General features: G+C 59.1%; 11 protein-coding genes. 1 reads left to right on the top strand and 10 read right to left on the bottom strand.

Translation table 11 applies throughout. The features are described from left to right. Positions 1–48: 48 nt before the first annotated feature. From EDB95_RS10545 to EDB95_RS27735, 9 genes are all read right to left on the bottom strand, one after another. Positions 49–1,068, bottom strand: coding sequence for a LacI family DNA-binding transcriptional regulator (locus EDB95_RS10545; RefSeq protein WP_133993377.1), 1,020 nt, complete (start codon positions 1,066–1,068; stop codon positions 49–51). Positions 1,069–1,084: 16 nt separating this feature from the next. Further along, entirely contained in the window at positions 1,085–1,705 is a 621-nt protein-coding gene (locus EDB95_RS10540) for a YhcH/YjgK/YiaL family protein (RefSeq protein WP_133993374.1), read from the bottom strand. Next, entirely contained in the window at positions 1,702–3,744 is a 2,043-nt protein-coding gene (locus tag EDB95_RS10535) for a glucosidase family protein (protein WP_133993372.1), read from the bottom strand. The genes EDB95_RS10540 and EDB95_RS10535 overlap by 4 nt, the downstream gene beginning before the upstream one ends. Continuing rightward, positions 3,734–6,166, bottom strand: coding sequence for a glycoside hydrolase family 88 protein (locus tag EDB95_RS10530; protein ID WP_133993370.1), 2,433 nt, complete (start codon positions 6,164–6,166; stop codon positions 3,734–3,736). Before EDB95_RS10530 ends, EDB95_RS10535 begins: the two co-directional genes overlap by 11 nt. Positions 6,167–6,173: 7 nt before the next feature. Beyond that, positions 6,174–7,712: a rhamnogalacturonidase gene (locus tag EDB95_RS10525; RefSeq protein ID WP_133993368.1), complete on the bottom strand. Its 1,539-nt coding sequence runs from the start codon at positions 7,710–7,712 to the stop codon at positions 6,174–6,176. A gap of 42 nt (positions 7,713–7,754) precedes the next feature. Then, positions 7,755–9,482 carry a RagB/SusD family nutrient uptake outer membrane protein gene (locus tag EDB95_RS10520; protein WP_246073591.1) on the bottom strand — a complete coding sequence of 576 codons (1,728 nt, stop codon included), beginning with the start codon at positions 9,480–9,482 and terminating at the stop codon, positions 7,755–7,757. Positions 9,483–9,492: 10 nt separating this feature from the next. After that, on the bottom strand, positions 9,493–12,585 hold the full coding sequence (locus EDB95_RS10515; protein WP_133993366.1) for a SusC/RagA family TonB-linked outer membrane protein: 3,093 nt from the start codon (positions 12,583–12,585) through the stop codon (positions 9,493–9,495). Positions 12,586–12,679: 94 nt separating this feature from the next. Then, positions 12,680–14,134 (bottom strand): alpha-L-fucosidase, encoded by a 1,455-nt coding sequence (locus EDB95_RS10510; protein ID WP_133993364.1) that lies wholly within the window; start codon positions 14,132–14,134, stop codon positions 12,680–12,682. Positions 14,135–14,189: 55 nt separating this feature from the next. Next, on the bottom strand, positions 14,190–17,657 hold the full coding sequence (locus EDB95_RS27735; protein ID WP_246073589.1) for an alginate lyase family protein: 3,468 nt from the start codon (positions 17,655–17,657) through the stop codon (positions 14,190–14,192). A 189-nt stretch (positions 17,658–17,846) separates the two neighbouring features. Between EDB95_RS27735 and EDB95_RS10495 the strand changes: the two genes are divergently transcribed. Beyond that, the gene (locus EDB95_RS10495; RefSeq protein ID WP_133993362.1) at positions 17,847–22,316 is read left to right on the top strand and encodes an AAA domain-containing protein; all 4,470 of its coding nucleotides are present in this window, start codon (positions 17,847–17,849) and stop codon (positions 22,314–22,316) included. Here the strand turns inward: EDB95_RS10495 and EDB95_RS10490 are convergent. Then, positions 22,313–24,946 carry an alkaline phosphatase family protein gene (locus EDB95_RS10490; RefSeq protein WP_133993360.1) on the bottom strand — a complete coding sequence of 878 codons (2,634 nt, stop codon included), beginning with the start codon at positions 24,944–24,946 and terminating at the stop codon, positions 22,313–22,315. The two genes, EDB95_RS10495 and EDB95_RS10490, sit on opposite strands and share 4 nt — an antisense overlap. Between the last annotated feature and the right edge of the window lie 41 nt (positions 24,947–24,987).

The raw sequence follows: 24,987 nt of genomic DNA, 5'->3' as shown, positions 1-24,987 counted from the left end.
AAGTTTTAAGAAAACCTGCAATCGTTTGCAGAACAAGTTAATAAATTTTTACGAACTGTTTCTCCTAATTAGTTCTATCGGGTGGCTCAAATTGATGTAACCCTTTACAGGCTTCTGTTTATCGCCGATCAGATCCAATATCAGTTGCGCTGCTTTCTCCCCGATCTGACGCGGAAACTGTTCCACGGTCGTGATAGAGGGTGTGATGATCTCGGTACGGGGGTCGTTGGAATAACCCACCAGCTTGAGGTCCCCCGGCACATCCAGGCCGATCTCCCGGGCATAGCCCAACAAGGCGATGGCCGTGGTATCATTACAGGCAAAAATGGCGTCGGGTGGATGCTTCCTGGCCAGGAGCGCCTTCCCGGTTTTCAGGGCGTTATCCTTTGTCAGCTCGTGGAAAAAAAGCAGGTCGGGGTCGGGCGCCACCTTGTACCGCTCGTGGGCGGCCAGGTAACCCATATACCGGTCCCGGTAGATGTTGCTGGTCAGCGGCCCCCCAATGTGGGCGATCCGCCGGCACCCATGTTCCAGAAGGTGAAGGGTCGCCTCCAGGCCTCCCTGGTATTCGTCGCCTGAAATTTTGTGCGAGGGATAGTCCTTGGGTACACGGTCATAAAACACCAGGGGGATATGGTTTTTCCGGAAAATATCGAAATAGGTAAAGTCCGTCGTCGTAGATGTGGTGGCGACGATCAGGCCGTCCACCCGCGCGCTGTACAACGCGTTGACCAGCTCCTTTTCCAGGTCCGGTTGGTCGTTGGACTGGCAGATCATCAGGTGGTACCCGCTCTCGTGAAGCTTGTTTTGGATCACGGTCACGACCTCGGCATGGAAGTACATGGAGATCCGGGGGATGATCAACCCGATGGTCCTGGACTTGTTGTTGCGCAAAGAAGCCGCAACGGCGTTGTGGCGGTAGCCCATTTTTTCCACCACCTCCCGAACCCTCGCCTTAGTGGCCTGGCTGGTATGCGGATAGTCCTGGAGCGCCCGTGATACCGTGGAAGGGGAAAGCCCCAGCGCTTCGGCGATGTCCTTAATGGTGTGTTCAGACGTTCTCTTCATAAGCAAGGCATGCAAGTCATGGGCTCACCCGGATCTTGATCACCAGTTTCTTGTCCGTGGGGCTACCGTCCGCGATGATCCCGGGACGATGTACATCATGGGGGAAAAACAGGAAAAAGATGCCGGGTTCTGCCGTGTAAAAAGTTCCCTCTACTGTATAATGCGCATTATCGCTCTTATCCGTAAACGGTTCGGTCACCGTTGCGTTGTCCAGGGAAGCCACCCCGATCCGCTCCTTGCCGCTGATGACATAGTGTACATCGATGTATTGCCGGTGGGATTCCCATTTGACGGTATCCATCGCCTTGGTAGGCCCCTGTGTCACGATGGCCCAGGCATTGTCTCCGTCGATCGGGTATTTGCCGGGAGCGATGGCCTGGAGGTCGTTGGTCCGGATCCACGCAAAAACCTTGTCCCAAAGAACAGGGTTGCGGTGATACTGAAGGGCAAAATCCACGGGGTTGACGGAGGCGTGGGGGTTCACCCCGGTGAGGCCTTTCCGCCACTCTCCCTTATGCACCCACGTCTCCGCCTTGTGCCTCGTCCAATAAGAAGCGGTGGTATCCTGGGCGTGGAGGCCCAGGGCGCCGGCGGCCAGGCATAGGGTCAAAAGCAGGCGTATGGAAATGGTTTTCATGTGTCTAAGTTAATCGTATCTCCTTCGCGGAGTATATAAGTTTTTGTTTTTCCGTCGATCCGCAGGCGGACCGCGAGCTTGGCGGGTCCCGCCCGCTCCACTTCCAGATCAAAAACCCGCCCAAAGGCGTGCACCTCCCTCAACGCCATGCGCTCCCAGCCCGCGGGCAACCGGGGCGTACATTGAAAACGATGCCAGCCGGTAGGCCGGATCCCAAACAGCCCCTCCGTAAAGATCCGGCAATACAGCCCGCTTTCCGCGGACAGGTGCCGCTGATTCCCCTCGGGATAGGCTTCGACGGGATAGGGCACGTGTTCCCCCAGCAACCGTCTTTGCGTATAATATTCCAGGTATTCCATCCCGCGCCCCATTTCCCCCGCGGCCAGCACCCCGCGAAGCGCATACAACGTCGCCCTGTCCCAAAAAGTCCGGTCACCTGCCTGAGAAGCCAGCCCGTCCGCCGTCCACAGTTGCGGAGAAAAAAGCGCGTCGATGGTTCCCCCTACCCTGCCCGGGATACCCATCACCAGGGGGGTGGCGATCCAGGCCCGCAGGAGCGTGTCTCCGTCATAGTAGCGATAGGTGTCGTACCCTTGTACCCGGGCGTCGAAAAAGGCGTGAATGTTCCGTAACAACGTATCCGCCCGGTGGGAATACACATCCGGTACGCCGAATGCCCGGGCCAGCATCGCCGCCGACCGCAGCGCATCGTAATACAGGCAACTGGTATTCAGGTTGGCGTCCCCCGATGGAAACCGTCCTTCGAGCTCATCGCTGTGGGAACGCACGACGCCAGAAGCATTGACCTTCCGTCTCAGGTATTCCAGGCACCACCGGATCAACGGCCAAAGCACCCGCGCGGAATCAGGGTCGCCGCAGGTGAGCGCCACCCGTCCCACCCCATAGGCGATCATGGCCATGTCGCCCCGGTCACCCGCGCCATGCCAGGTTCCCTCGCCTTCGGCGATGATGGAGCTGGGGATGGGTTGGTAGTCCGGATTCATATACCGGGCGAACCAGCGAAACGCGGTCATGGTCGCCCGGACACCCAAAGAGTCGCCCAAAAATGCCAGGAACGGCCCCACATATTCCGCCTGGTCGTTGGCCCAGATCGCGGCGTAATAGCGCAGGCCGCCGGGGCTGTGGACATAGCCTCCGCGCGTTTTGAATATGCTTTCGGTTGCCCGCAGTTTGGCAAAGGCAAACGCCGTATTGAGCAGGGTATCCGGCGTCTCCAGGCGCAGCAAGTTCGAGAGTGCGGAGACCCGTGCACGGCGGCCGTCTTCCTCCGCGACGGGGTCCACTGTGGCGCGCGGGCCCTCCGCGGCAACACCGGAAACCACGGCGGCCCCCGGAGCAGCGCCACCCCCGCGCACCGCGCGGAAACAACACCAAAACACCGCCGAATCCCCCGGCCGGAGCGTCTGCACCCCATCGCCCAGCGACAACACCATGAACCGGAGGGGCCCGTCGATCGCCCTTTCGGGGGACGGGCGCACCTCCATGTCCATGTGCTCCATTTCTATAGTCAACGATTGCTTGGAGACATTGGTAAAAACAAATTTTTCCAGCGCCAGCGCGTTCACCGCGGACGGGAACAACAGGCGGTGCACCGACAGCCCTGCGCCCCAGCGGCTGTCGATGTCCATGATCCCCTTTTGACGGACCGACACGGCCTCGTCTTTGATACCATGGGTGACGGACCCGTTATACACCCCAGCCTTCCAGGGTTGTCCGTTCACAAGGATACGGGGCAGGTCTTCGTCCCGGACGGTATACATCATGGCAGAAGACGTTTTGTTGGGTTGCAACCGGAAGGCGGGGAAAACCATCGTCGCCGATACGTGTGGTGTCCGGGCGCTGTCGACCTCGTATTGCACCCACATCGAAACCTGCTCACCGCTCATCTCGATATGGTCTGCGTGGGGCAATCCGGCCCCTATCGCCCACAGGATACTCCCGTCGGGCTGGATGGACCAGCGCTGTCCGTAGCCTGTCGAACACAAGCCCAAAAGCACCAACAGGTACCTACCCCCCATAGACCACCCTCCACAATGTATTCCCCTCGTCATCGGCCACCAGCAGGGACCCATCAGGAAGTACCGCCACGCCCACGGGACGGCCATAGGCCTCACTCGTCGCCTCGTCCTTGATAAACCCGGTCAGGAAGTCCTCGGGGATCCCCGGTTTGCCGCCGGTAAAAGGCACGAACACCACGCGGTACCCGGAAAACACCGACCGGTTCCATGATCCGTGTTGCCCGATAAAGGCACCGCCCCGGTATTTGGAGGGGAACGCCTTTGCGGTATAAAAAGCAAGTCCCAGGGAAGCCGTGTGCGCACCCAGCGACACGTCGGGCACCAGGGTCCTGGCCACAAGGTCCGGTCGTTGACCGGCCAGGCGAGGGTCTTCGTGGGGGCCGAAATACGCATAGGGCCAGCCGTAAAATCCACCGTCCTCCACGTGGGTGAAGTAGTCCGGCACCAGGTCGTCCCCCAGGCTGTCGCGCTCGTTGACGGCTGTCCACAGCGTTTGGGTGCCCGGCGCCCAATCCATCCCCACGGGGTTGCGGATACCCGATGCAAAAACACGTTCTCCGCTCCCGTCCGGGTTGATCACGAGGATGTCCGCGCGCCGGTTCTCGTGCTCCATCCCGTGTTCTGCATTGTTGCTCCCCGACCCCACCGATACATAAATCTTCGACCCGTCGGGGCTGGCGATCAGGTTCCGGGTCCAGTGGTTGTTATACCCGCCCGCGGGCAGGTCCAGTATCTTCTGACCATCGCCCGCAATGTGCAACTGTCCGTCTTTATAAGGATAGCGGTACACCCCGTCGGTGTTGCCCACATAAAACCACCCGTTCAGGAGGAGCATCCCCAGGGGCTGGTGAAGCCCGCTCATAAAGACCTCCCTGACGTCAGGAATCCCATCGTGGTTGGTATCACGGAGAAGAAGGATATCATCCGCGCTTCGCTTTTTATTGGTAGCGGACTCGGACACCAGCACGTCTCCGTTGGGGAGGACATAAAACCAGCGCGGGTTCCGCAAATGATCGGCGTATTTTGTCACGGTAAAGCCTTCGGGCGCCCGGGGCATCATGCCCTCCGGCCACCCGACGACCTTGCTGTTGTGGTGGACGGAGGCGGTCGTATAGGGCGCGGGCAACTGGGCAGCCACGGAGGTTCCATACCCCAGGGCAGGGGCACCGGTCCGGGCAGCGGGTTTGGGGGCCCGCTCCGCCCGGAGGATTTCCGAACCCGCCAGCAGCAAAGGCCCCAACCCGTGCAAGTCGTCGGTTTCCTTCGGCCTGTTGTAATAAAACCGGATGTCGTCTTCGATGTTGGTGCCGATACACACATCCTGGAGTTCCCCCCCGGGTGTGATCCGGCTCAGCAAACCGCCCCAGGCATCCCGGGCGATGCTCAGGTAACGCGGATGGATCCAGCCTTCATTGACAGCTTTGGCGACCGTGTAGGCAAACATCGCCGAGACCGAGGTCTCCAGGTAGGCGTCCGGTTTGTCCAGGACCTGGTGCCAAAGCCCGGTCGCATTGTCCTGGTAGCGTGAAAACCCGATAACCTGCCGGAGCAGGAATCCGATCAGTTCCGCCTTTTTGGGATGATTCTTCGGCAGGTGGTCGATCAGCATCGCCTGTGCCATAGCCAGCCAGCCGTTGGCCCTGCCCCAGTGCACCACGCCGTTGACACCCATGTCGGAATAATAACAATGGAAGTATAGCCCGGTGGCCGGGTCAAAAAGGTAATGGTTAAACTGCTCCACCTGGTGGATGGCAAAGTCGACATACCGGGGATCCCCCGTCAGCTTGCCCATACGAGCCAGAAAAGGGACGCTCATATACAGGTCGTCCGCCCAGATCGTCAGGGCGCGCGGATGATCCCGGCAAAGCGTACTGTCGGGTAATTTGAGCTGCCGGTTCATAATATAATCGGCCGCCCTTTTCAGGTAGGCCATATAATCCACCCTCTGGTCAAAGGCATACACGTCCAGCAACCCCGCCGCCATGGACCCGCAGTCGTCCAGGGCACTCATACGGAAGAAAGGTCCGAATTCCACCTTTTTTTCCCCAGCTTCGTATCCCTTCCGGAAGTAATCGATGTTGTCGAAAATAAACCGGTAATTCTTACGCGCGTAGTCGGAATAGGTCGCGTCCTTCAATATCGAGGCTGCTTCCACCATGCCCACCGCCAACACCCCGTCGGGATAAACCCATTTGTTGTACCGGCTTTCGGCCTTGACGTCCGGTGAAGGCGCCAACCCTGCCGTGGAGCCCACCTTAACCCCGGTCTTTGTATTCACGTATTGAAAGCTCGTCCCGGCGACGATATGGTCCGCCACCTTCCGGATCGCCGCTTCCGTGGAATCCAACGGCGCGGGCGTTCGCGGAGGCGCGGGCGTTTGCGCCAGTGCGGCGCTGAGCATTACACTTGTCAGTAGCATCATGATGTTATTAGAGATCCTGCCGGTCCGCCGAAGCGATCACCGCATCTTTTACGTGTTGCACCCGTTCCAGACTCAGATCCGACACCTGCCGCAGCACGAGGCACGGAGCGCCGTCGGCCTTTTGCACCTGCACGTGGTGCAGCTCTGCCCCGGTCACGTCTTCCATGTAAAAAGGCGGCCGCTGGTCGTCTGTGGCATACCTGATCTCCAGGTCATGGAGGTGCAGGTCCTTTACGTGACGGATAAAGAACCCGTACGCCGGCATGGATCCAAACCGGTAGGGTTCGGGATAATCCTTCTCGTATTCCGGTACGACCCGGGCCGCCATATCTTTTGTGCCACCGCCCCTATAGTACAGATGAATGTCGCTCATGCGCAATCCCTCGATCGGGTGACCCGGGACGCCGCTGATGATACACCCATGCCGGGGGTCGGCATTGTACACGACGATATTGCTGAGGATGATCCGCCGGCAAACGCCCACCGGTATCGTATCGGGACCGCGCATGCGTTCCCCCAGCCGGATAAAGAGGGGGGCATTGGTGACGTCCCTCATGGTGATATTGGAAATGGTCACGTCCTCTAAGAGCGCCCCATCCACGGTTTCCAGGGCCAGCCCCCGGCAGTAGTCAAAAACGCAATTGGAAATGGTGACGTTTTTAAAGCCGCCGTTGGACTCGGTCCCCATCTTGATACGGCCCGTGGGGCTCCCGTCCGAGTACTTGCTGTAGGTGCGTTGAAAGGTGCCGTCCAGCAGCGTACCCATGTCATACCCGCTCACCTGGCAGTTGGTGACGGTCACGTTTTCCGTGGACCGTGCCAACCCGAGACCAAAGGAGCTTTTTAAACATATCCCGTCGTCAAAGGGAGAGTTCACATAACAATCCGACACGCGCACGTTTTTACAACAGTCGATGTCCATTCCGTCCCGGTCGGTGTCGATCTTCAGGTTCCGGATCGAAAGGTTGTCCACCCCGGTGGCCAGGATGGCGAAGTGTCCCCCGTGCAGGATCGATATGTCCTGGATCGTCACGTTCCGGCACCATTTGAGACCGATGGCCTTGTTCCCGATACCGGACGGTGTTTTGGAAGACGCGTTCCGGATCAGCCCCCGCCCCCAGATCATCCCCTGGCCGAGGATGGAAATATCGTGTACGTACTCGCCGCAGATCAGGCTGTTCTTCCAGTGGTTGTGCCCGAAATCCTGGTAGGCGTCATAGGCCGTATTGGGTTCCGGGGCGTCATACCCCGCGCCCTCCTTGCTCTCCGCGCCGATCAGGACGGCGCCCTGGTCGAGGTAAAGAGATACGTTGCTTTGCAGGTGGATCGTAAAGGATAGGTAGTGGCCCGCAGGGAAAAATACCGTTCCTCCCCCCGCGGCCGCCGCCGCGTCAATGGCCTTGTCGATGGCCTTGGTTTCCAGCGTGACGCCGTCGCCTTTGGCGCCAAAGTCGCGGATGTTGTAGACGCCGCCCGCCGGAGCCTTTGTGGCCGCCGGAGCCGGGACGGCCGTCATGCAAAAAAGAATGACGAAAAAGTGCTTCATATTGTTCGTTTAGTTGAGCGGCGCCTGTGGCGCCCTAAGGGTTTACCAACCTGGATTCTGGGTATACGCGGGCCCGGTGATCGTTGCGTCTATCTGTACCTGGGGGATGGGCCGGAGGGTATCCCTTGCCGTAATAGTAAACCTTCCATCCGAATTATGCAACTGGACGCGTTGCAAAAGGGTCCGCGTCCGCCGCAGGTCTTCCCAGCGCGTGACCTCCCCGCACAATTCCCGGGCGCGTTCGTCCAGGATAAAGTCCAGGGTCACCTGTCCGGCCGTGATGTCCATGGCCGCGGCATTCCCCGTGGGATAGGCCGCGCGCTCCCGGATCGCGTTGATATAAGGCACCGCCGCGGCGGCCTGTCCGCTCATCAACAAGGCCTCCGCGGCAATCAGGTAGGTCTCTGCGAGCCGGTAGATGATAATCGGCCGGATGGAAGGCGCATTCATATTGGAGCGGTTGATGTCAAAATACTTGGTCATGGCGGGAGACAAGGCGATGGAATATTTCCGGGGCGGAATCAGCAGGTAGCGGGAAGCGGCGATCTGCGCGTTGCTGACGTCGTACCCGGGCATAAAGATCGCGGTGTCGTTCAGGGTAAACTTGGGCTGGCCCACCACGGCGTTCGCCGGCGCCCCGGGTGGCAAAGGACTCGTCCAGACCGGGATCGAACCCGCAAAGTTGCACAACCAAAGGTTTTGAAAGCTCTTCGCATAGCGGGTGTCGTTGACCTTGTCCGCAAAGGCGGTATCCATGAGCCACAGCGTAGGCACCCAGCGGATATAGGGGCGCCCGTACAGGGTGCTGCGCTGCATACCCGGCTCCACTTCGTATTTCGGCACCCAGAAGTGACAATACAGGTTGTCCGGTCCGCTGTTGTTCTGGGTCGCGGACCCGTTGTAGGCAAGGTTGGTGGTGTGTTGCACGGACCAAAGTACTTCGTTGTTGGCTTCGTTGCCCTCCGCATATACCTGGCCAAAGTCCTGGAGCAGGTATACCCCATTAGCGGGTCCCAGGACGTGGATGACGCTGTCCGCGACCTGGAAGGCATGGGTAAAGTCCCCCGCCTGGGCGGCAGGCGACCACCCCCGGGTCAGGTACACCTTGGAGAGGAGGTGCATGGCGGCCGCCTTGGTCGCCTTGCCCGCCAGGACACCCGTCGTCTGGGGACTGGGCGGGAGCACCGCTATGGCGGCCCTCAGGTCCTGAATGATAAAGGCATACACGTCTGCCATCGGAGACTGCGCAGCCGACGTCGTCGGGGTACTTTGAAAGTGCTCGTTCAGCGTGATGTTCCCCCATTGCTGGACCAGGAGGAAGTAGTAGTTCGCCCGGAGGAACCTGGCCTCACCCACCATCTCGTTGCGCGTGGCGGTGTCCAGTCCCGTCACCGAAACCGCGTTGTCGACAAGCCCGTTACAGGTATTGATATACGTATAGCAGGGCGTCCATACATTGGACAAGGTCCCCGTGGAAGACGTATAGTTGCTGTTGTATTTGTTGATGTCGTTGTTCCCGTCGTTGCCGGTGATGAATTCATCCGTACCCGGCACGCTCATGGTGGCGTAATCCACCGGGCCCCAGATGTTCCGGTTCCCGGCATACGCCGCGTCCAGCCCCGTTTGGAAACCCTGGGCCGTTTTGAAAAACGCCGGAGTGAGGATGGACTGTGGGTTTTCGACCAGCTTGCGCTGGCAGGCCGCAGCAAGCAGGAGAAGCCCGACCATGGTCGCGCGCCTCAGGTTCGTATGAAAAAGTTGTCGTTGCATGATCTTTTTTTTACAATGAACCATTAACCCCAAAAATCATCGACCAGGTGGACGGCGTATTGATCCCGATCGCTCCCTCGTTGCCCGACCCGGCCCCGGACCCCATGGCCGTCTCCGGGTCTACGCCCCCGTACTTGTTGCGATAAGGCGAGAAAAGGATAAATGGGTTCTGGGCCGTGGCGTACACCCGCATCGTATGGAATCCAGTCATTGTCAACCAGGACCGGGGCAATGTATACCCCAGGCTCAGGCTCCTGATTTTTACAAACGTCCCGTCGAAATAGCTCAGCAAAGAAGAATAAGGCGTATTCGTGGAAGCCGAATTGGGTTTGGGATACACGTTCTCGTGGTTCGCCGGCGTCCAGTAATTGACATTGATGTTGTTGTAGTTCCCCTGGTAGGTATTGACAAAACCGCCGCTCTGGAAAAGGCTGCTGGTAATGGTTCCTCCCACCCGGGCAAAGGCAACCACCGTAAAGTCGAATCCACGGTAAGAGAACCGGTTGGTCATCCCGCCCTCCCATTTGGGTTGATTGGATCCCTGGGTAATCCGGTCGCCCGCGTCGATCTTCCCGTTCCCGTTGACATCCGCCACCTTGATCGTCCCGATCACCGAACCGGTTCCGGTCAGGGTCAGCCCCAATTTTTGCGCCAGGGCCGAGTCCGCTCCCGTATTCTGCCAGATCCCGAGCTTTTTGTAGTCAAAAATCGTCCCGATGGGATGGCCGACAAACCAGTTGTTGGCAATGTCCTGCGTCACCCCGTTTTCCAGCCGGGTGATTTTCCCCCGGTTGATGTACAGGTTCAGGTCCGCCCTCCAGGTAAAGGCACCCTTGCCCTTGCTTTGAAGGATCATGGCGCCAACCTGGAGCTCTATCCCCTGGTTCTCCGTTTTGCCGATATTGGTCAGTACCGCGTTGGGTATACCCGATGTCGGCGGCAGGGATTCGGGCAAAAGCAGGTTATTGGTGTACTCGTGATACAGGTCCACCGAACCCGTCACCCTGTTGTTCAAGACACCGAAGTCCAAGCCCAGGTTTAGCGTCGACGTATATTCCCAGGTCAGGTTTGGGTTCGGGACGTTGGTCGGATAAGCGCCCGTCACGACCGCGGTGCCGAAATTATAGTTGATGGCGGACAGCGACCCCAGCGTCTGGTAAGGATCGATGGCGGTATTGCCCACCGTCCCATAGCTCAGCCGGAGCTTCAGGTCCGAAAACGTCCGGGTGTTTTTCATAAAGGTTTCGTGGTTGATGTTCCAGGCCGCCGCCGCGGACGGGAAAACGTGGTACTTGTTCCCCGGCGCCAGCCTGGAGGAACCGTCCGAACGAAGGGTCAGCGTGAGCAGGTACCGGTCGGCATACGTATAGTTCAACCGCCCCATATACGAGATAATGTCCCACTTCTGATAGGAACCCGTACCGGTCAGGTTGGCGGCGTACTGCGGGTTATAATACTGAAGGTAATCCGCCGTAATGGAATTGTCGCTAAACGAGTTCGACTGCGCCTCGTATTGCTGGAGGCTATACAGCCCCGTAAAGTTCACCTTGTGGCGTCCGCCAAAGGTCCGGTCATAGGTCAGCAGGTTCTCCAGCGTATACGACGTATTGATACCCGTCGAATTGGTGGACGTCGACAGACCGCCTAAGTTGTTGGTCGTATTGCTCGCATAAAAGTTCCCGTAGATGTCGGTATGGATCTCGGTCCCCGCGTTAAAACGGTACTTCAACCCCTTGGCCAGGCTCACGTCCAGGTAGAGGGTGTTAAAGGTGTTCAGGCGTTTCCGGTTCTCCACCGCCGCCCCCTTGACAAAGTTGTCCAGGGGATTCCAAACCTGGTTGGCGCTCCCAGGCACAAAATAATTGATCAGCGCCCCCGTGGAATCATAGGGCGACGCCAGGGGACTCGCCCTGAGCGCCTGTTCCATGGGGTTTGCGTTTTCCCCGTTGGTGATGGTATAAGAATCCAGGCTGTTCAACCCGAACCGGATCAGCCGGCCCAGTTGCTGGTCCACGCTCAGCTTTACGGAAAAGCGCTCGAATGACTGACCCGGGTACACCCCCGTTTCCTTATGATAGCCCCCCGAGACCGCGTATTGCGTAAAGTCCGCCCCGCCCGACACGCCGACCTGATGGTCGGTCATAAAGCCGGTGCGATACACCTCCTTTTGCCAGTCCGTGCTCCGGTTGTGCCGGATACCGTACAGTTCTTCCGGGGCAAACGTCCCGTCCGTCATAAACGCCGGGTCGTCGATCCCTGTATATTTACCGGGGTTGCCGTTGATCAGCCCCCACTTTTTCAGGTTTTCAAATTCCGGTCCGTTCATAACGCCATACTCCCCCGACGGTTTTGTAAACCCGCCATAACCGCTGTAGGTAACCACGGGTTTTCCGGTCCGCCCCCGGTTGGTCGTGACCAGGACAACGCCGTTCGCGCCCCTCGACCCGTATATTGCCGTCGAGGACGCATCCTTCAGCACCGTCACCCCCACCACGTCATTGGTATTGATGTCGTCGATCGACCCGTTAAAAGGAATCCCGTCCACCACGATCAGCGGGCTGTTGGACGCGTCGATCGAGCGCACACCCCGCACCAGGATGCTGGGCGCCGCCCCCGGGTGGCTGTTGCCCCCGCTTTTCTGGACGTCAATCCCCGCGCCCTGTCCCTGCAACGCCGCGCTCAGGTTAGCCACCGGCACGTCCTTAAGGGACTGTTCGGAAATGGCCGTCAGCGACCCCGTCAGGTCCGCCTTGCGCCGGGTGCCGTACCCCACGACGACCACTTCGTCCAGTACGTTTTTCCCCGGCGATAAGTGGATCACGAGTGCCCCCGCCTCTTTTACAAGAACAACTTCTTCCTTGGTGGTATACCCCACGGCCGAGACGATAAGCGCCACTTTGTTCGAAGATATCGTCAGTTGAAAAGCCCCGTTGGGAGAGGTGATCGTCCCCTCACCATGGTCCTTGACCACCACCGAGGCTCCATTGAGCGGCTCACCGGTCACGCTCAGGACAAATCCCTTGAGGAGCGTTTTTGTCTCCTGCGCGCGAAGGGGTGGTGAGCACAGCAAAGCGCAGCAGCACAACAAGACAAGCAATTTCATATAACAAGCAGCATTTAGGTTTTTTCGCGTCCGCCCATGTGTCGGGCTTTCCGGCGCTGCAATCGTTTGCAGTATCGGGGAAAATAAGGGCGCCTTACAGCACCCCTTCTACTTCCACACACACCACGCTGGCGATCGTGTCCGGTGCCTTTGCAGGCAGGTGGATTTGTAATCCGTCGGCAGCGGCTTCGGTGAACACCTGCTGCCCACCCGCCAGCAACCGCGCGGAGCTTACCGTTTTTGTCAAACCCGGCACCAGCAGTTTGCCGTCCGCCGGCCAGTCAAAAACAGAGAGGTACAACCGCGTATTCGTTCCGTCCGTCTTTTTGGTACAACGTCCCCAGGACAGCGGCCCCAGTGGGCTCGCCTTGGTGCCGTAAATCGCCTCCCCATTGACCTTCATCCAGGCGCCCATGGCCTTCAGGAGCTCCACGCTCGCCGGCGGGATCTCCCCTTCCGGTGTCGGGCCCACGTTCAACAGGTAGTTCCCGCCTTTTGAGGCGATATCGATCAGGTTCCGGATAAGCGTTTCCGGCGTTTTCCATTTGGTATCGGAGGGTTTGTATCCCCAGGTCCCGTTCATCGTCATACAGGTTTCCCAGTCCTTGCCGTCCAACTCGTTTAGTTTCGGGATTCTTTGTTCCGGGGTTTTATAGTCACCCGGAAAATCCGGGCGTTCCAGCCGGTCATTGGTAATGATGCCCGGCTGAAGCGCCAGCGCATCGCTTAGCTTTTTCGCCAGCGTATCGTTCATCCCCACCGGCGTATCCCACCACAATACCGCCACTTTACCATAATTGGTCAGGAGTTCCCGCACCTGTGGCACCGCCACCTGGTCTATATAGTCCGCAAAAGAACGCGTCGTTTGTGCCGGATCCCAGTGTCCCTGGTGCGCCGCCGTATACGCGTCTATCGTCGCAGAATCCGGGTTGGCCCACCCCTCGGAAGTCACTTTCCGTGCAGCCGCGCCCCCCGGGTTATTCCAGTCCTGCGCCTGCGAGTAATAAAAGCCCAGCTTTATCCCGTATTTACGGCAAGCCGCCGCCAGCGGTTTGAGGACGTCCCGCCCATACGGTGTCGCGTCCACGATGTTCCATTTGCTCGCGCCGGTTTTAAACATCGCAAAGCCATCATGGTGTTTGGCCGTAATCACGATGTATTTCATCCCTGCATCCCGGGCCATCCGTACCCACGCGTCCGGGTTATATTTAACAGGATTAAACGCTTTTGCAAATTGCTGATACTGCGCCACCGGTATTTTCCCCCGGTTCATGATCCACTCCCCCGCATGCCCGATGGCGTGTCCATCGTATTCTCCTCCGGGTACGGAGTACACGCCCCAATGGATAAACAACCCGAAACGGGCGTCGCGCCACCAGGCCATTTTATCGGTGGTGTCGGCGGCGTCCGCCTTCCCGCCTCCGGCCACTTCTACACGGCCGTCGCTGGCCGGCCCCTGCGCCGTCGCCAGCGGCCCTTGCGCTCTTGCCTGCAATCCCCAACTTGCCGTAACGGCAAACAATACCAATGCATTTCCTAACTTTCTCATATATGCAACTACGTTAATTTTTTGACGTCTTTTTTACCGAAAAATCACCTTTTATTCAGCGATTTTGGCCTCGCAAATCACCGAGAACGTTCTCGGTAACATCCAGCCAAATCAAAGGATGCCTAACGGGCAGGTTGCGCAATACCTCCGGGTCCGTCGGCGCATGCGCCAACCGCGCCCAGGCACGCAACCAATCCTGTCGATGGAAAGCCAGCGCACCAAAAAGAAGACACGGCTGCGCCACCGGCCAGTCGTTCCAATGCATCACATCGTGCGGATAAGGCCATTTCGTTTTGTCGGCTAAGTAGGGATAAAGAAACGCCACCCCCTTTGCGATGTCCCGTCCGTCGTCCGTCCGGTACTGCCATAGATCAAGTACCTGGCAGATCGTGGCCATGGCGTCCAGGTTGAATATAGAATAGCCAAAAGGCTTGGTGCGTTTCAGCTCCGGGGGGAAACTGCCGCCGGCTGCCATCTGTTTCTGAAGCAGGACATGTTCGTATCGGTCCCTGCAAAAGTCTTCCATGCTGTCCTCCCCCGTAAACCGCGCAAACACCGCCGCCTGCATTACCCAGCAGGTGCCGTGGTTGTTGGCCGCGTTCATTTCGTCCAGCCCGTACGGGTGTGTCGTGAGCCAGTGCAGATAGTCCCGGAACCAGGCACGGGCACCTTCCAGGGTGTTTTGGTCCATCGCCCCGGAGGGCGCCATCACCCGCAACCCCTGCGCCACTTCCATCAGTTGGATGGCGTCGATGATCCCCGTGCCCCGCCCGGTAGCCCTACCCTGGATAGCCTGGGCAAACCGAAGATCCGGGTTCATCCGCGTTGCCGTATCTACAAACCACGCCCGGACGTGCCGCAGCGCTGCCCGCACATAATCGTCGTCCTTTGTCAGTACATAAGCCGACGCAAGGGCCCCCACGATCCGGCTAAACCGGATCATCGCTTCCCGGTGTTTTGTAAAATTGTCGGGGTTGGTCTGTCCGTCATGCTGCACATAAGGACTGTCCGGGTGCCCCGGTACCGGCCACCAATAATCGCCCTCCGAATAAAAGTCATGTGGTCCACCTGCGCTCCGCGCGCAGTGCGATGCCGTTACCGTGACCGGTTCCTGGGTCATGGCCCAGGCGGCTTCTGTTAGCGTGAGCGCGCGCAGGGTGTCGATCACCAGCGCGAGCGCGGTTCCAGTGTCGACGACCAGTGCCAGCGGGGTCGCGGTGTCGCCTGCCGGGCGCGGCCTGCCGGCCGTGGCAGCCGCATGGGGCCCGTCGGCCGTGGCAACTGCCTGGGGCCCGTCGCCCCGCGTCGCCGCCCCGCCAGGGACCGGCGCGCCTGCGGCGCCCGTCATATCCTTCCACGTCACCGCCCCCACCGTGTTCGGCTTCCCCCTCTCCGGTCCGGAGATCGCGCCGGTCAAACGCCCCTGTGCATCGCGGCTGAAGCGCAGCGTCCGCCAGGTGTACAACCCGCGCGTATAATCGTAGGTTTCCCCGTCGTCGTCGTACAACCGTCCCGTGCCCTGTGCGCCGTAGCAACGGATCTCCAGGTCTACACGCTGACCCGCGGCGGGTGCGTGTAAAAGCGGCGGCATCATCGGGATCATCCCGCCCTCCTTTACAAAAAGCGGGATCTTATCGAGACCGGGCGTCACGCTGATCACCTCTCCGTCGCCGGCGTAGGCGCCCGTATAGAAGTCATACCAGCGGCCCTTCGGCAGGATGACTTTTCGCGTTGTCTGGCCGGTGAACATGGGCGCGACCAGGAGACAATCGCCCGCCATATACTGGTCCTTGACCTCGCGGGCGGTGGCTTCGGCGTAGGGATTGGCTTCGAGGGCGGTGTCGCCCCTGGCGGGGGCGCCTTTCGCAGCGGGGGCGGCGTCCATTGCGAGCGCCCCCTCGCTAAAGCCCGCCTCCAGCACCATCGCCCGAAAGGGCGGAACCCCCTGAAAGTGATACCGCGCAAAAGCGGTATACCAATACGGCATCATGCGCATGCGGAGAAGCGCCATCGCCTTGACCTGGTTCGCAACCTCGGGAAAAGACCAGGGTTTTGTTCCACTCGCCCAGGCGTTGATCATGGCCAGGGGCGAAAACACATTCGACTGTACGCGGCGGAGCCATTCCTCCGCGGTTTTGGAGGCGCGCACCTCCGGGGTCCACAGGACGCCTGCAAAGCCGCTGTTCACCAATGCGGTGATAAAGTCTTCATGGTTATAGTAGTCGTTGTAGATGACGTAAGGGTAAGAAGCGCCCCCGCCCCCGGAAGCTCTTACCAGGCCAAAGGTGCGCTGGTTCCTGGCACGGTAGAGCGCGGTGCTGTAGCGTTGCATCAGCAGTCCGTACGTTTGGCGCATTTGTTCGGCACTGTGGCCGGATGGCCAGGTGGCAACGTCCGGCCAGAGGTAGACGTCTCCCCCGTCGACCTCGTCGAATTTGTAGCCGCTCACGCCGGGGTAGACCTGGTCCTTTTGGAGTTGCCCGAAAAAGAGCGCCCGGGCCTGTGGCAGCGTCATATCCGCCACGACGCCTGCCCAAACGGTATGCGAACCGGTATACGGTAACAGCGCTTTGTAGATCGGCGATGTAGGAGATACATAAGGATTGGTCCAGAGGTTGACCCGCACGTCCGCCGCGTGCATCCCGTCGAGAAAGCGACGGGGATCGGGAAAACGGGTACTGTCCCAGCGGAGCGTACAGGGATAGGAGCTGCTTTGCCAACCCGGCTCCAGGCCGATGACATCCAGCGGGTACCCCTTATCGCCAAAGTCGTGCGCTTCGCGTAGTGCGTCTTCCGCCGTGGCCAGCCGTTGCAGCCGCTGCATAAAACCAAGCCCCCAGCGGGGGGGCAGACAACCGCCCCCGCACAACAGGTTGTACCGGCGCACGGCCTCCAGCGGCGTTGGTCCGCCCAACAGGTATACCTCTGCGCCTTCCGCGGGCACCAATATCTCCACGGCGTCCGAATAAGGACGGGAAGACCAGGTCTTGTTAAGATTGCGGTCTTTCACCGCGGGCGGGTGCGGGCTGTCTCGTCTCACCGCTGTGCCTGCGTAGACTTCCAGGTAACGCGCGGCGTTGATAAAGACACCATATCCCTTCGACGACACATAAAAGGGCGTGGGCGCATGGGTGCGCCCGTTGTCCCGGCCCGCGAAATTATCCACGTGCAGGTCCAGGACCTTGCCCCGTTGGTGCACCGTCTGAAAGTTCAGACCGAAGCCGTATAGCTGTTCTTTGGCATCAAGAGGGAAACGCAAATAGGTTTTTCCATCGGACAATACCACCGTCGCGGGTGCGTCCTTGAAAGGAAAGGGCGCGGCGCCCATATCCCTTATATCAGTAGTGTCGGGGACGGCCCCGGCTGCGCCGAGAAGCGTATATTTTTCCGGGCGACCGGCCACGGCTTTCCAAATACCGGGCAAGACCTCGCGCCAGTGAAGAAGGGCGGGCGCCACCGGCGCTCCGGGGGTGGTGGACGGCGCAGGCGCTTTTTGCCCCGAAACGGTCAATATTGCAAGCAAGCAAACCGCAAATGCGGTAGTTTTTTTAAAAATCATAGATGAATTTCGTCAAAATCCCCGCGCGGGCACGTGCTATGCCAAAATCGTTGTATGATGCGCCAATTGCGATTAACGATTTTCGGCATAATTTTTTCAACATCCATACGACCTCCGGGTTAAAAGTCGTTTAACAACATTAAACTCCGACTTATGAACGTAAACACCGAGCGTGTAGAAACGCCGCTACAAAATCTTTTTTCCTACATCAGGGATCTCTATAATGCACGCCAGGATTGTTTGGATTGCCTGGACGAGCCGGGTGAGCCAAAGGTGGCGGGGACCAATTATTGGGCCCTGGGTGATCTGTTGACCCTGTCTCAAAACTGCGCGCGCAAAAACATACCCGAATTCGACCTGGGGCTGGAAGGGGCCGGGGGACAGGTCCCGGACTACCTGCTCAAGGTCCGCCGCATGGCATTGCCGCCCAAACCGGTCATGGAGCAGCTCGATAGCGCGACGGTCCTTGAGCCGCTCGACGGCACGCCCGCCGGGGCCGCCCCGGACGCGGGCGACGCCGCAGAAAAAGCGGCGGCTGCCGCCGCCGCGAAAAAACGCAAAGAATACGAACAGGCGCTGCGCGACTATCAGCGCAAATACGCGCTGCCGCTGGAGGTCAACGCGTGTTACGACGCGTTGCACGCGCTCTATTACGAGCTGCGCGGCCGTTCGGGCAAACGCCTGCACCTGTCCCTGGGGTTGGTCGCGGGAGAGATCGGGGGCAAGGTGTACAGGAACTTTCTTTTCCATGTACCCCTACGGCTCAAGCTAAAAAACCATGAGATCCGCATCGAGACGGACACCTTTGCCTATAAAATCTTTTGCGAGCAATTTTTTACGGAGTTGCTGGATGCTCATTTCACCAAAGAATCTCCTTATGTGGTGGAAGAACGGAAGCGAGAGGTGTTGGTAGCGGTGGACCGTTTTAATGCACGCACACTGGAATGGACCTTTAACCCGGAATATATCCGCACCGAGTTTTACGACAAGGGGTGGGACATCCTGGCGGTCTTCCCGGACAAGGATTACAAGTTTTATACGGAGGACAGGGCGCTGGACTTTACGTTCTATCCGGATATACCGGACCGTCTGACGTTTAGTTTCTCACCGGTGATCCAGACGCGGCTGGTGGCGGATCAACTGGCGGTGTCAAAAGATGCCTCGGCCATCGTGCGAACCATCAACGAGCTCCAGGGCGCGGGGGAGATGGGAAAGATCCCCGACTTTTTCAAGAAATTATTCGCGCTGCCCGGGGAGCCCGCGCTACAAGCGGCACCGGAGGAGGAGGGGCGCTTTCTTTTCCCCCTGCCCTACAACCAGGAACAATTCGAAATCGCGCGCCGGCTCCGGGAACAGGACGCGGTTACCGTGAAGGGCCCTCCCGGCACGGGGAAAAGCCATACCATTGCGAACCTGATCTCGCACTTCGTGTCGGAAGGGAAGTCTATCCTGGTGGTCTCGCACAATGCCAAAGCGCTGAGCGTACTCAAGGAGAAGCTGCCGAGGGGTATTCAGGACCTGGCGGTGTCATTGGTGAACGAGGGGAAGGGGAACGAAGGGCTGAAGGCCTCGGTGAGCGCCATCATCCGGCACATTTCCCAACACTATGAGGAAGGCCGGATCGAAAGCCTGGAGGGGCAGTTGTCGGCCATGGAACATAAATACGCCCTGTTGCTGAGCGATATGTACCGCGTCGTCCAGGCGAACGGGGAACGCCTGGCGCTGGCCAATCCCGTCCACGGACTACAGGAAGACAGGAGTGCTTATGAATGGGCGGTCTTTCTGCACGAGGAACCGGACCGGGAAACGGTGTTGCTCAAGGACCCCGTGGATTACAAGACCGAGACCGAAGGGCTGGCGGAGCGACTGCAGACGCTGACCGTGATCGCCAACCAGTTTCAACCGGGCGACTTTGACCTGATCCACTACCAGTTCCTGCAGGACCATGCTTTTCCGGAGGTGCAACAGTTGCGTCGCATAGAAGTACGCCTGGAAGAAATCACCGCGGCCATACAACTGGACGACTACGCGCGGGTCGATCCGGCCGTGGCGGACGAGGCTTTCGTGCAGGACTACCAGCAGCTGGGCGAGCGTTGGGAAGGTCTTCAGGGGACGCAGCAGGCGCTGGAACTTTTCAGGCACAAGGATTTCGACCGGGAGGGGCTTTTCCGCTTCCTCCAGGACAGCGCCCCCTACCGCGAACAGGTCACCGCGGCGGAGGACCGGTTGCTGCCCTATGACCTGGACCTGGCGCCCCTGCTGGGGGTCGACCCGGACATCCTGTACCGCCAGGTCAACCAACTGATCGTCAAGTTTGGCGAGCACCAGCACCTGGGTTGGATGTCGCGCAACCTCCTGGACAAATCCCTGAAACTGTTTTTCTCCTGTAAGGTCAACTATATTCCCGCGGCGGACCTGGAGCACTTCCGGCTCATCGAAACCGCGATCAACCGGGACCGTTGTCTCAAACAGTTGCACATCAGCTGTCAGAATTATTTGCGCCGCTTTGGTATCCCTTGTCCGGACGCAAGAGAAGCTTATAAAGAATTGGACCTGCTGGCGGCCTTTATCGACGGGCTATCGGGTTTCAACGTGACCCTCCGGCAAAAAAAACTGCCGCTCCTGGATCCGCGCGATCCGACGTTCGGAGAGCAACGTAGTTACCTTTCCGGGCTTGCGGAATTCGTGGAATACAAAAAGATCCGCGCCTTCCTGGAGGAAGCGCGTCAGCGCATCATCCACCACGACCAGGCACACCCGCTGATCTTCAACATCGCCCGGGCCCTGGAATTTGTGAACCGCGGCAACTACGAGCTTTACCTGTCCCAGTACCGCGAAAAGAGGCAACGCCAGCCGGCCGCGATCCGTTTCGACCAGTTGTATAAAGAGGTGGGGCGCGTGCTGCCGCATACGGTCCTGTTCATCAAGGACCGGAGCGGGGCGGGAGTCAAACTATTCCCCACCGTGGAAGACCTGGAAAAAGACCTGTTTTTCGCAAGGCTCCGGAGTTTCCTGGAACAGGTCCTGTCCAGGACAAAAGGCGCCTCCGGTCTGTTACAGGAACTCCAGTCCGTCAAACGGGGGATGGAACGGCAAACCGCCGAGCTGATTTCCTATAAGGCCTGGTTTAACAAGTCGAGAAGCGTCAGTGACCTGCAAAAGGCGGCGCTCAACGCCTGGCTGAACGACCTGATCAACATCGGCAAGGGCTTTGGCAAAAACACGGCCCGCAACATGGCCAGCGCCATCCAGAACATGCAGATCGCCAAGGAAGCGGTCCCCATCTGGATTATGCCCCAGGAAACCGCCATCACCTTTTTCCCTGAAGCGGGTCCGGGACAGTTCGACCTGCTCATCATCGACGAGGCCAGCCAGTGCGACATCAGCAGCCTCAACCTCGTTTTCCGGTGTAAGAAATGCCTGATCGTGGGGGATGAAAACCAGACCTCGGTGGCGGCCGACCGGCGCTGGTTTTCGATCGGCCGTACCAACGAGCTGATGGACAAATACCTGATTTCGCACCGGTTCAAGACACAGTTTGATGTCAACAACAAAAACAACAGCATCTATACGCTGAGCGGCGTGATCTACCCGAACATCGTGACCCTGACGGAACACTTCCGTTGTCTCCCGGAGATCATCGGTTACTCCAGCCAATACATCTACAACCGGGAAATCGTGGCCCTCAAAACCGCGACGGAAAGACCCTTTGGCGACCCCATCGGGATCGTGCGCACCGAGGACGACCCCGAGTCCGAGGAAAAACCCCTGATGGTCCGCAAGGTCGCGGAATCCATCGGGGACTACATCCTCCGTTATAAAGAGGGCAGTCTCCGGCGGCTGCCCACCATCGGCATCATCACCCTGGACAGCTCCAACCAGCAACACCACAATGCCCTGCTGAGGGAAATCGCGGGGAACGAGCTCATCAAGGAATACGAAGACCAGTTGGAGTTGTTGATCGGCACCTCCCGTGAATTCCAGGGGGACGAGCGGGACGTCGTGCTGATGACCATCACGGCGGCACATACCGTCAAGAAGGAAAGGGACCGGATTTCCTTCAAACCGCCCCGCGCAGCCACCACGGAGGAATACATGCGGATCTACAACGTCGCTGCGAGCCGGGCCAAGGAACGCTCGGTGCTTTTCCACAGCATCCATCCCGAGGCGGTGGCGTTGATGAACCCGGACTGTTACCGGAAGATGCTCATCGACTATTACCAGCTCCAGGCTTCCCGTTTCGGAGAACCCGCCGCACAGGCCGTGAGCCTGCCCGACCTGCTCGAACAGGTGGATACCTTCGGGGGGGATTTCCAGGGAAGCGTCTGCCGCTTCTTATATGCACAAGGCTGGGGAGACTACTTGCATCCCCAGTTGGAAGTAGGTAAATACCGGATCGACTTCGGGCTGATCGCGGGCAACCGCAAGCTCGCCATCGAGTGTGACGGGGAAAGACACGCGTCCGATCCCGAACGCATCCGCGAGGACATCGCGCGCCAGCTCATCCTGGAACGCGCGGGCTGGCACTTCTTCCGGATCCAAAGCACCGACTGGTATTATCGCCGCGAAGCCGTAGGCGAGGCGTTACTGGCCTGGATCAAGGAGAACACCGCGACGGTTTAGTCGTCGTGGTCTTTCCTCAACCGCTTTGGCAACACCATCGCTTGCGGATAGGGTTTGTTCCCATTCGCCGCAAACCAAAGGATGTGGTTGAGCAAATCGTCGTTCCCCCCGTCGATGTGGGCAAACTGGGGCGAGGCCGACGCCAGGGCGTATCGTTTGGCCTTGCCCGTCAGCAGGGCGACGTCGGGGTTCATCTTGTCCAGGGGAATCCGGTTGGGCTGCCAGTGGTAAACCGTCCGATCGAGGCCGGTGGCATCAAAACAATCCGTCATCGGCACCGCCGTGGCATCCAGCATGTTCATGGGCGGTATCCCCAGGATCTGTTCGATCGTCCTCAGCATCGACACCTGGTTGTAGTTGGTGTGGATCGTGCGGTGCAACCGGGAATAGGGGCTAATGACAAAACCCGTGGTCCGGTAAGCGGACACATGGTCCCAGCCGGCTTGCGAGTCGTCCTCGGTGACGAAGATCGCGGTGGAATCCCAAAAACGACTTTGGCTGACAGCATCCACGATCCGGCCCAAGGCCAGGTCGTTGTCCGCCACCATCGATTCGGGTGAAGGGTTCCCCGGGCGGGTACCCACGGTATGGTCGTTGGGAAGGGCCAGGACCATCAGTTCCGGCCATTGGTCTCCCGGCTTTTTTTCAAAGTCGTGTAGTTCCTGGATAAAAGCGTTGGCGCGGAACTGGTCGGAGATATTCGGACCGTCAAAACCCGGATACAGTGTATCCAGGATCGGGCGCACCCGGGAGATCGTCGTGGTATTGAAAAACGAAAGGGGCTGGTCCCTGGCCAGCAGGCCATAAATGTCGGTCCAGTTCTGGGGACCGTTGACAAAGACCGTCGTCGCTTCTCCGTAGATCCGGACGGACTTCCCGTGGTCCAGGGCGTTGTTCCAGATAAAGCCCTCCTTGTCATAGACAAGGGCGTCCGTCTGTACGTGCGGGTAGCTCCGGAACCAGGCGCGGACATTTTTTTCCACATAATCCGTCACCATGCCCTCGTCAGTCCACTGGTGTCCTTCCGCGGAGCACTTCCCTGACGCATAGTAGTTGTCGAACAACAGGAACGAGCGCGCGATCTTGTGCTGGTTGGGCGTGACCGTATCCCCGTACATACACAAAGACGGCGCGCCGTTGCCTTCCGGCATGTCACCCAACACCTGGTCGTACGTACGGTTTTCCTTGATGATGTAGATGACGTGTTTAAACAACGAGGGCTCCCCGATCCGCTCCGGGACAGGCACCGGCTGGACGCCCTGTCTTGCGGGCAACTTCGTCAGCTCGGTCCGGAAAACAAAATTATTGGCCTTTGCCCAGGTTGTATACGAACGCAGTTGACGCTCATCCGGCAAGGGAATCGCCGAGAGCGTCGCCTCCTGGTGGTGGCTGTTGTAGGCCTTGTTTTCATTAGCTACGCGGGCACCCTCCCCTTCCAGGTTGGCGACATAGAGATACCCTTTGCTCACAACCAGGCCGGCGGGATAGGCTTCTGTCGGTATAAAACCCTTTACCTTGCTCTTCCCCGGTTCACCCAGCGCCACGACCGCCACGGCGTTGTCCATGCCGGCGGATACAAAAAGTGTTTTCCCCTCTGTGTCCAGCGCCAGCCCGTCGGGCGTATCCCCGATAAAGGCGTCCGCGCCCGCCAGTTGGATCGCTATGGAATCTATAACGGCGTCGTCCTCGGTGCGAAGGACCGATACGTTATCACTGTTCCCGTTGGCCACGTATACCTCGCGGCCGCCCGGACCGGCGAGGATCGCGTTCGGGTGCAGCCCCACGCCGACTTCCCGGAGTACCTGTCCGCTGGTCCGGTCGATGACCGACACGGTCCCCTGGGCGGTCGCGCCCGTGCGCGGATCGATAAAGACGCGTCCGTAGGGAATACCCGCGGTTTCGCGGTCCGTCGAATCGGGGGGCACCGGTCCCGCCCAGTTGCTCACATACGCCTTGCCACCCGCCAGGGCCACCCCGTACGGGGCCATCCCCGTGGACGCTTCCCACACGATGGAGCGGTCGCTCCAGCGGATCTTTTCCAGCTTGCTGTTCCCGTTGAGGACCAGGTAGACATACATACCACCGTCTTCCACCGCTACGGCGATGTCGTTGGGCAGCGCGAGCGGCGCCGGGTCCTCCGCCTTAAAGGCATAATAGGAAACGATCTGGGCCGTATCCTTGCCCCAAAGCGCGTCAAAGAGATAGGCTTTGCCATGCCCCGTTTCCGAAGCGCTCCACAACACGTGGACCTGCCCGTCCGCATCCGTATACGTCTTGATCCCCGAATACGTGCTCATACAGCCGCGAAAGGCCTCTTTACCATAGTCCAGCCGGAAGATCAACTGGTTGTCCGGGACGCGGACAAAGGCCACCCCGTAACGGTCCTCGACCGCCAGGACGTCCCCGCCCGGGAGAAGGACGGCGTCCAGGCTGTGGTTTTCCAGGGCCCCACTACCAAAATGCAATACCGTACCCGCCGGGTTGATCAACCGGTTGTAGGGCAGCAAAATAGCGCCCTTGCCAGGCTCCAGCGTACTGGTGTCGTAGGGGCGACGGTATTCATCCGTAGTTTGAGCCAGGGCTCCGAGGGAGATGGAGAGGGAAATGAGGGAAAGAAAAAATAGGCGCATGCGGGCGGCTTTCTCCGCAAGATAGGCCCTTTGCATTAAGT

Source organism: Dinghuibacter silviterrae (genome assembly GCF_004366355.1).
Lineage (GTDB): Bacteria > Bacteroidota > Bacteroidia > Chitinophagales > Chitinophagaceae > Dinghuibacter > Dinghuibacter silviterrae.
Note: the sequence above shows the minus strand (reverse complement) of the source record. Positions and strands in the feature narration are given on the sequence as shown.

Coding starts and splice junctions, on each gene's coding strand:
- EDB95_RS10545 (WP_133993377.1), bottom strand. CDS start 1,068: ATGAAGAGAACGTCTGAACACACCATTAAGGACATCGCCGAAGCGCTG.
- EDB95_RS10540 (WP_133993374.1), bottom strand. CDS start 1,705: ATGAAAACCATTTCCATACGCCTGCTTTTGACCCTATGCCTGGCCGCC.
- EDB95_RS10535 (WP_133993372.1), bottom strand. CDS start 3,744: ATGGGGGGTAGGTACCTGTTGGTGCTTTTGGGCTTGTGTTCGACAGGC.
- EDB95_RS10530 (WP_133993370.1), bottom strand. CDS start 6,166: ATGATGCTACTGACAAGTGTAATGCTCAGCGCCGCACTGGCGCAAACG.
- EDB95_RS10525 (WP_133993368.1), bottom strand. CDS start 7,712: ATGAAGCACTTTTTCGTCATTCTTTTTTGCATGACGGCCGTCCCGGCT.
- EDB95_RS10520 (WP_246073591.1), bottom strand. CDS start 9,482: ATGCAACGACAACTTTTTCATACGAACCTGAGGCGCGCGACCATGGTC.
- EDB95_RS10515 (WP_133993366.1), bottom strand. CDS start 12,585: ATGAAATTGCTTGTCTTGTTGTGCTGCTGCGCTTTGCTGTGCTCACCA.
- EDB95_RS10510 (WP_133993364.1), bottom strand. CDS start 14,134: ATGAGAAAGTTAGGAAATGCATTGGTATTGTTTGCCGTTACGGCAAGT.
- EDB95_RS10495 (WP_133993362.1), top strand. CDS start 17,847: ATGAACGTAAACACCGAGCGTGTAGAAACGCCGCTACAAAATCTTTTT.
- EDB95_RS10490 (WP_133993360.1), bottom strand. CDS start 24,946: ATGCGCCTATTTTTTCTTTCCCTCATTTCCCTCTCCATCTCCCTCGGA.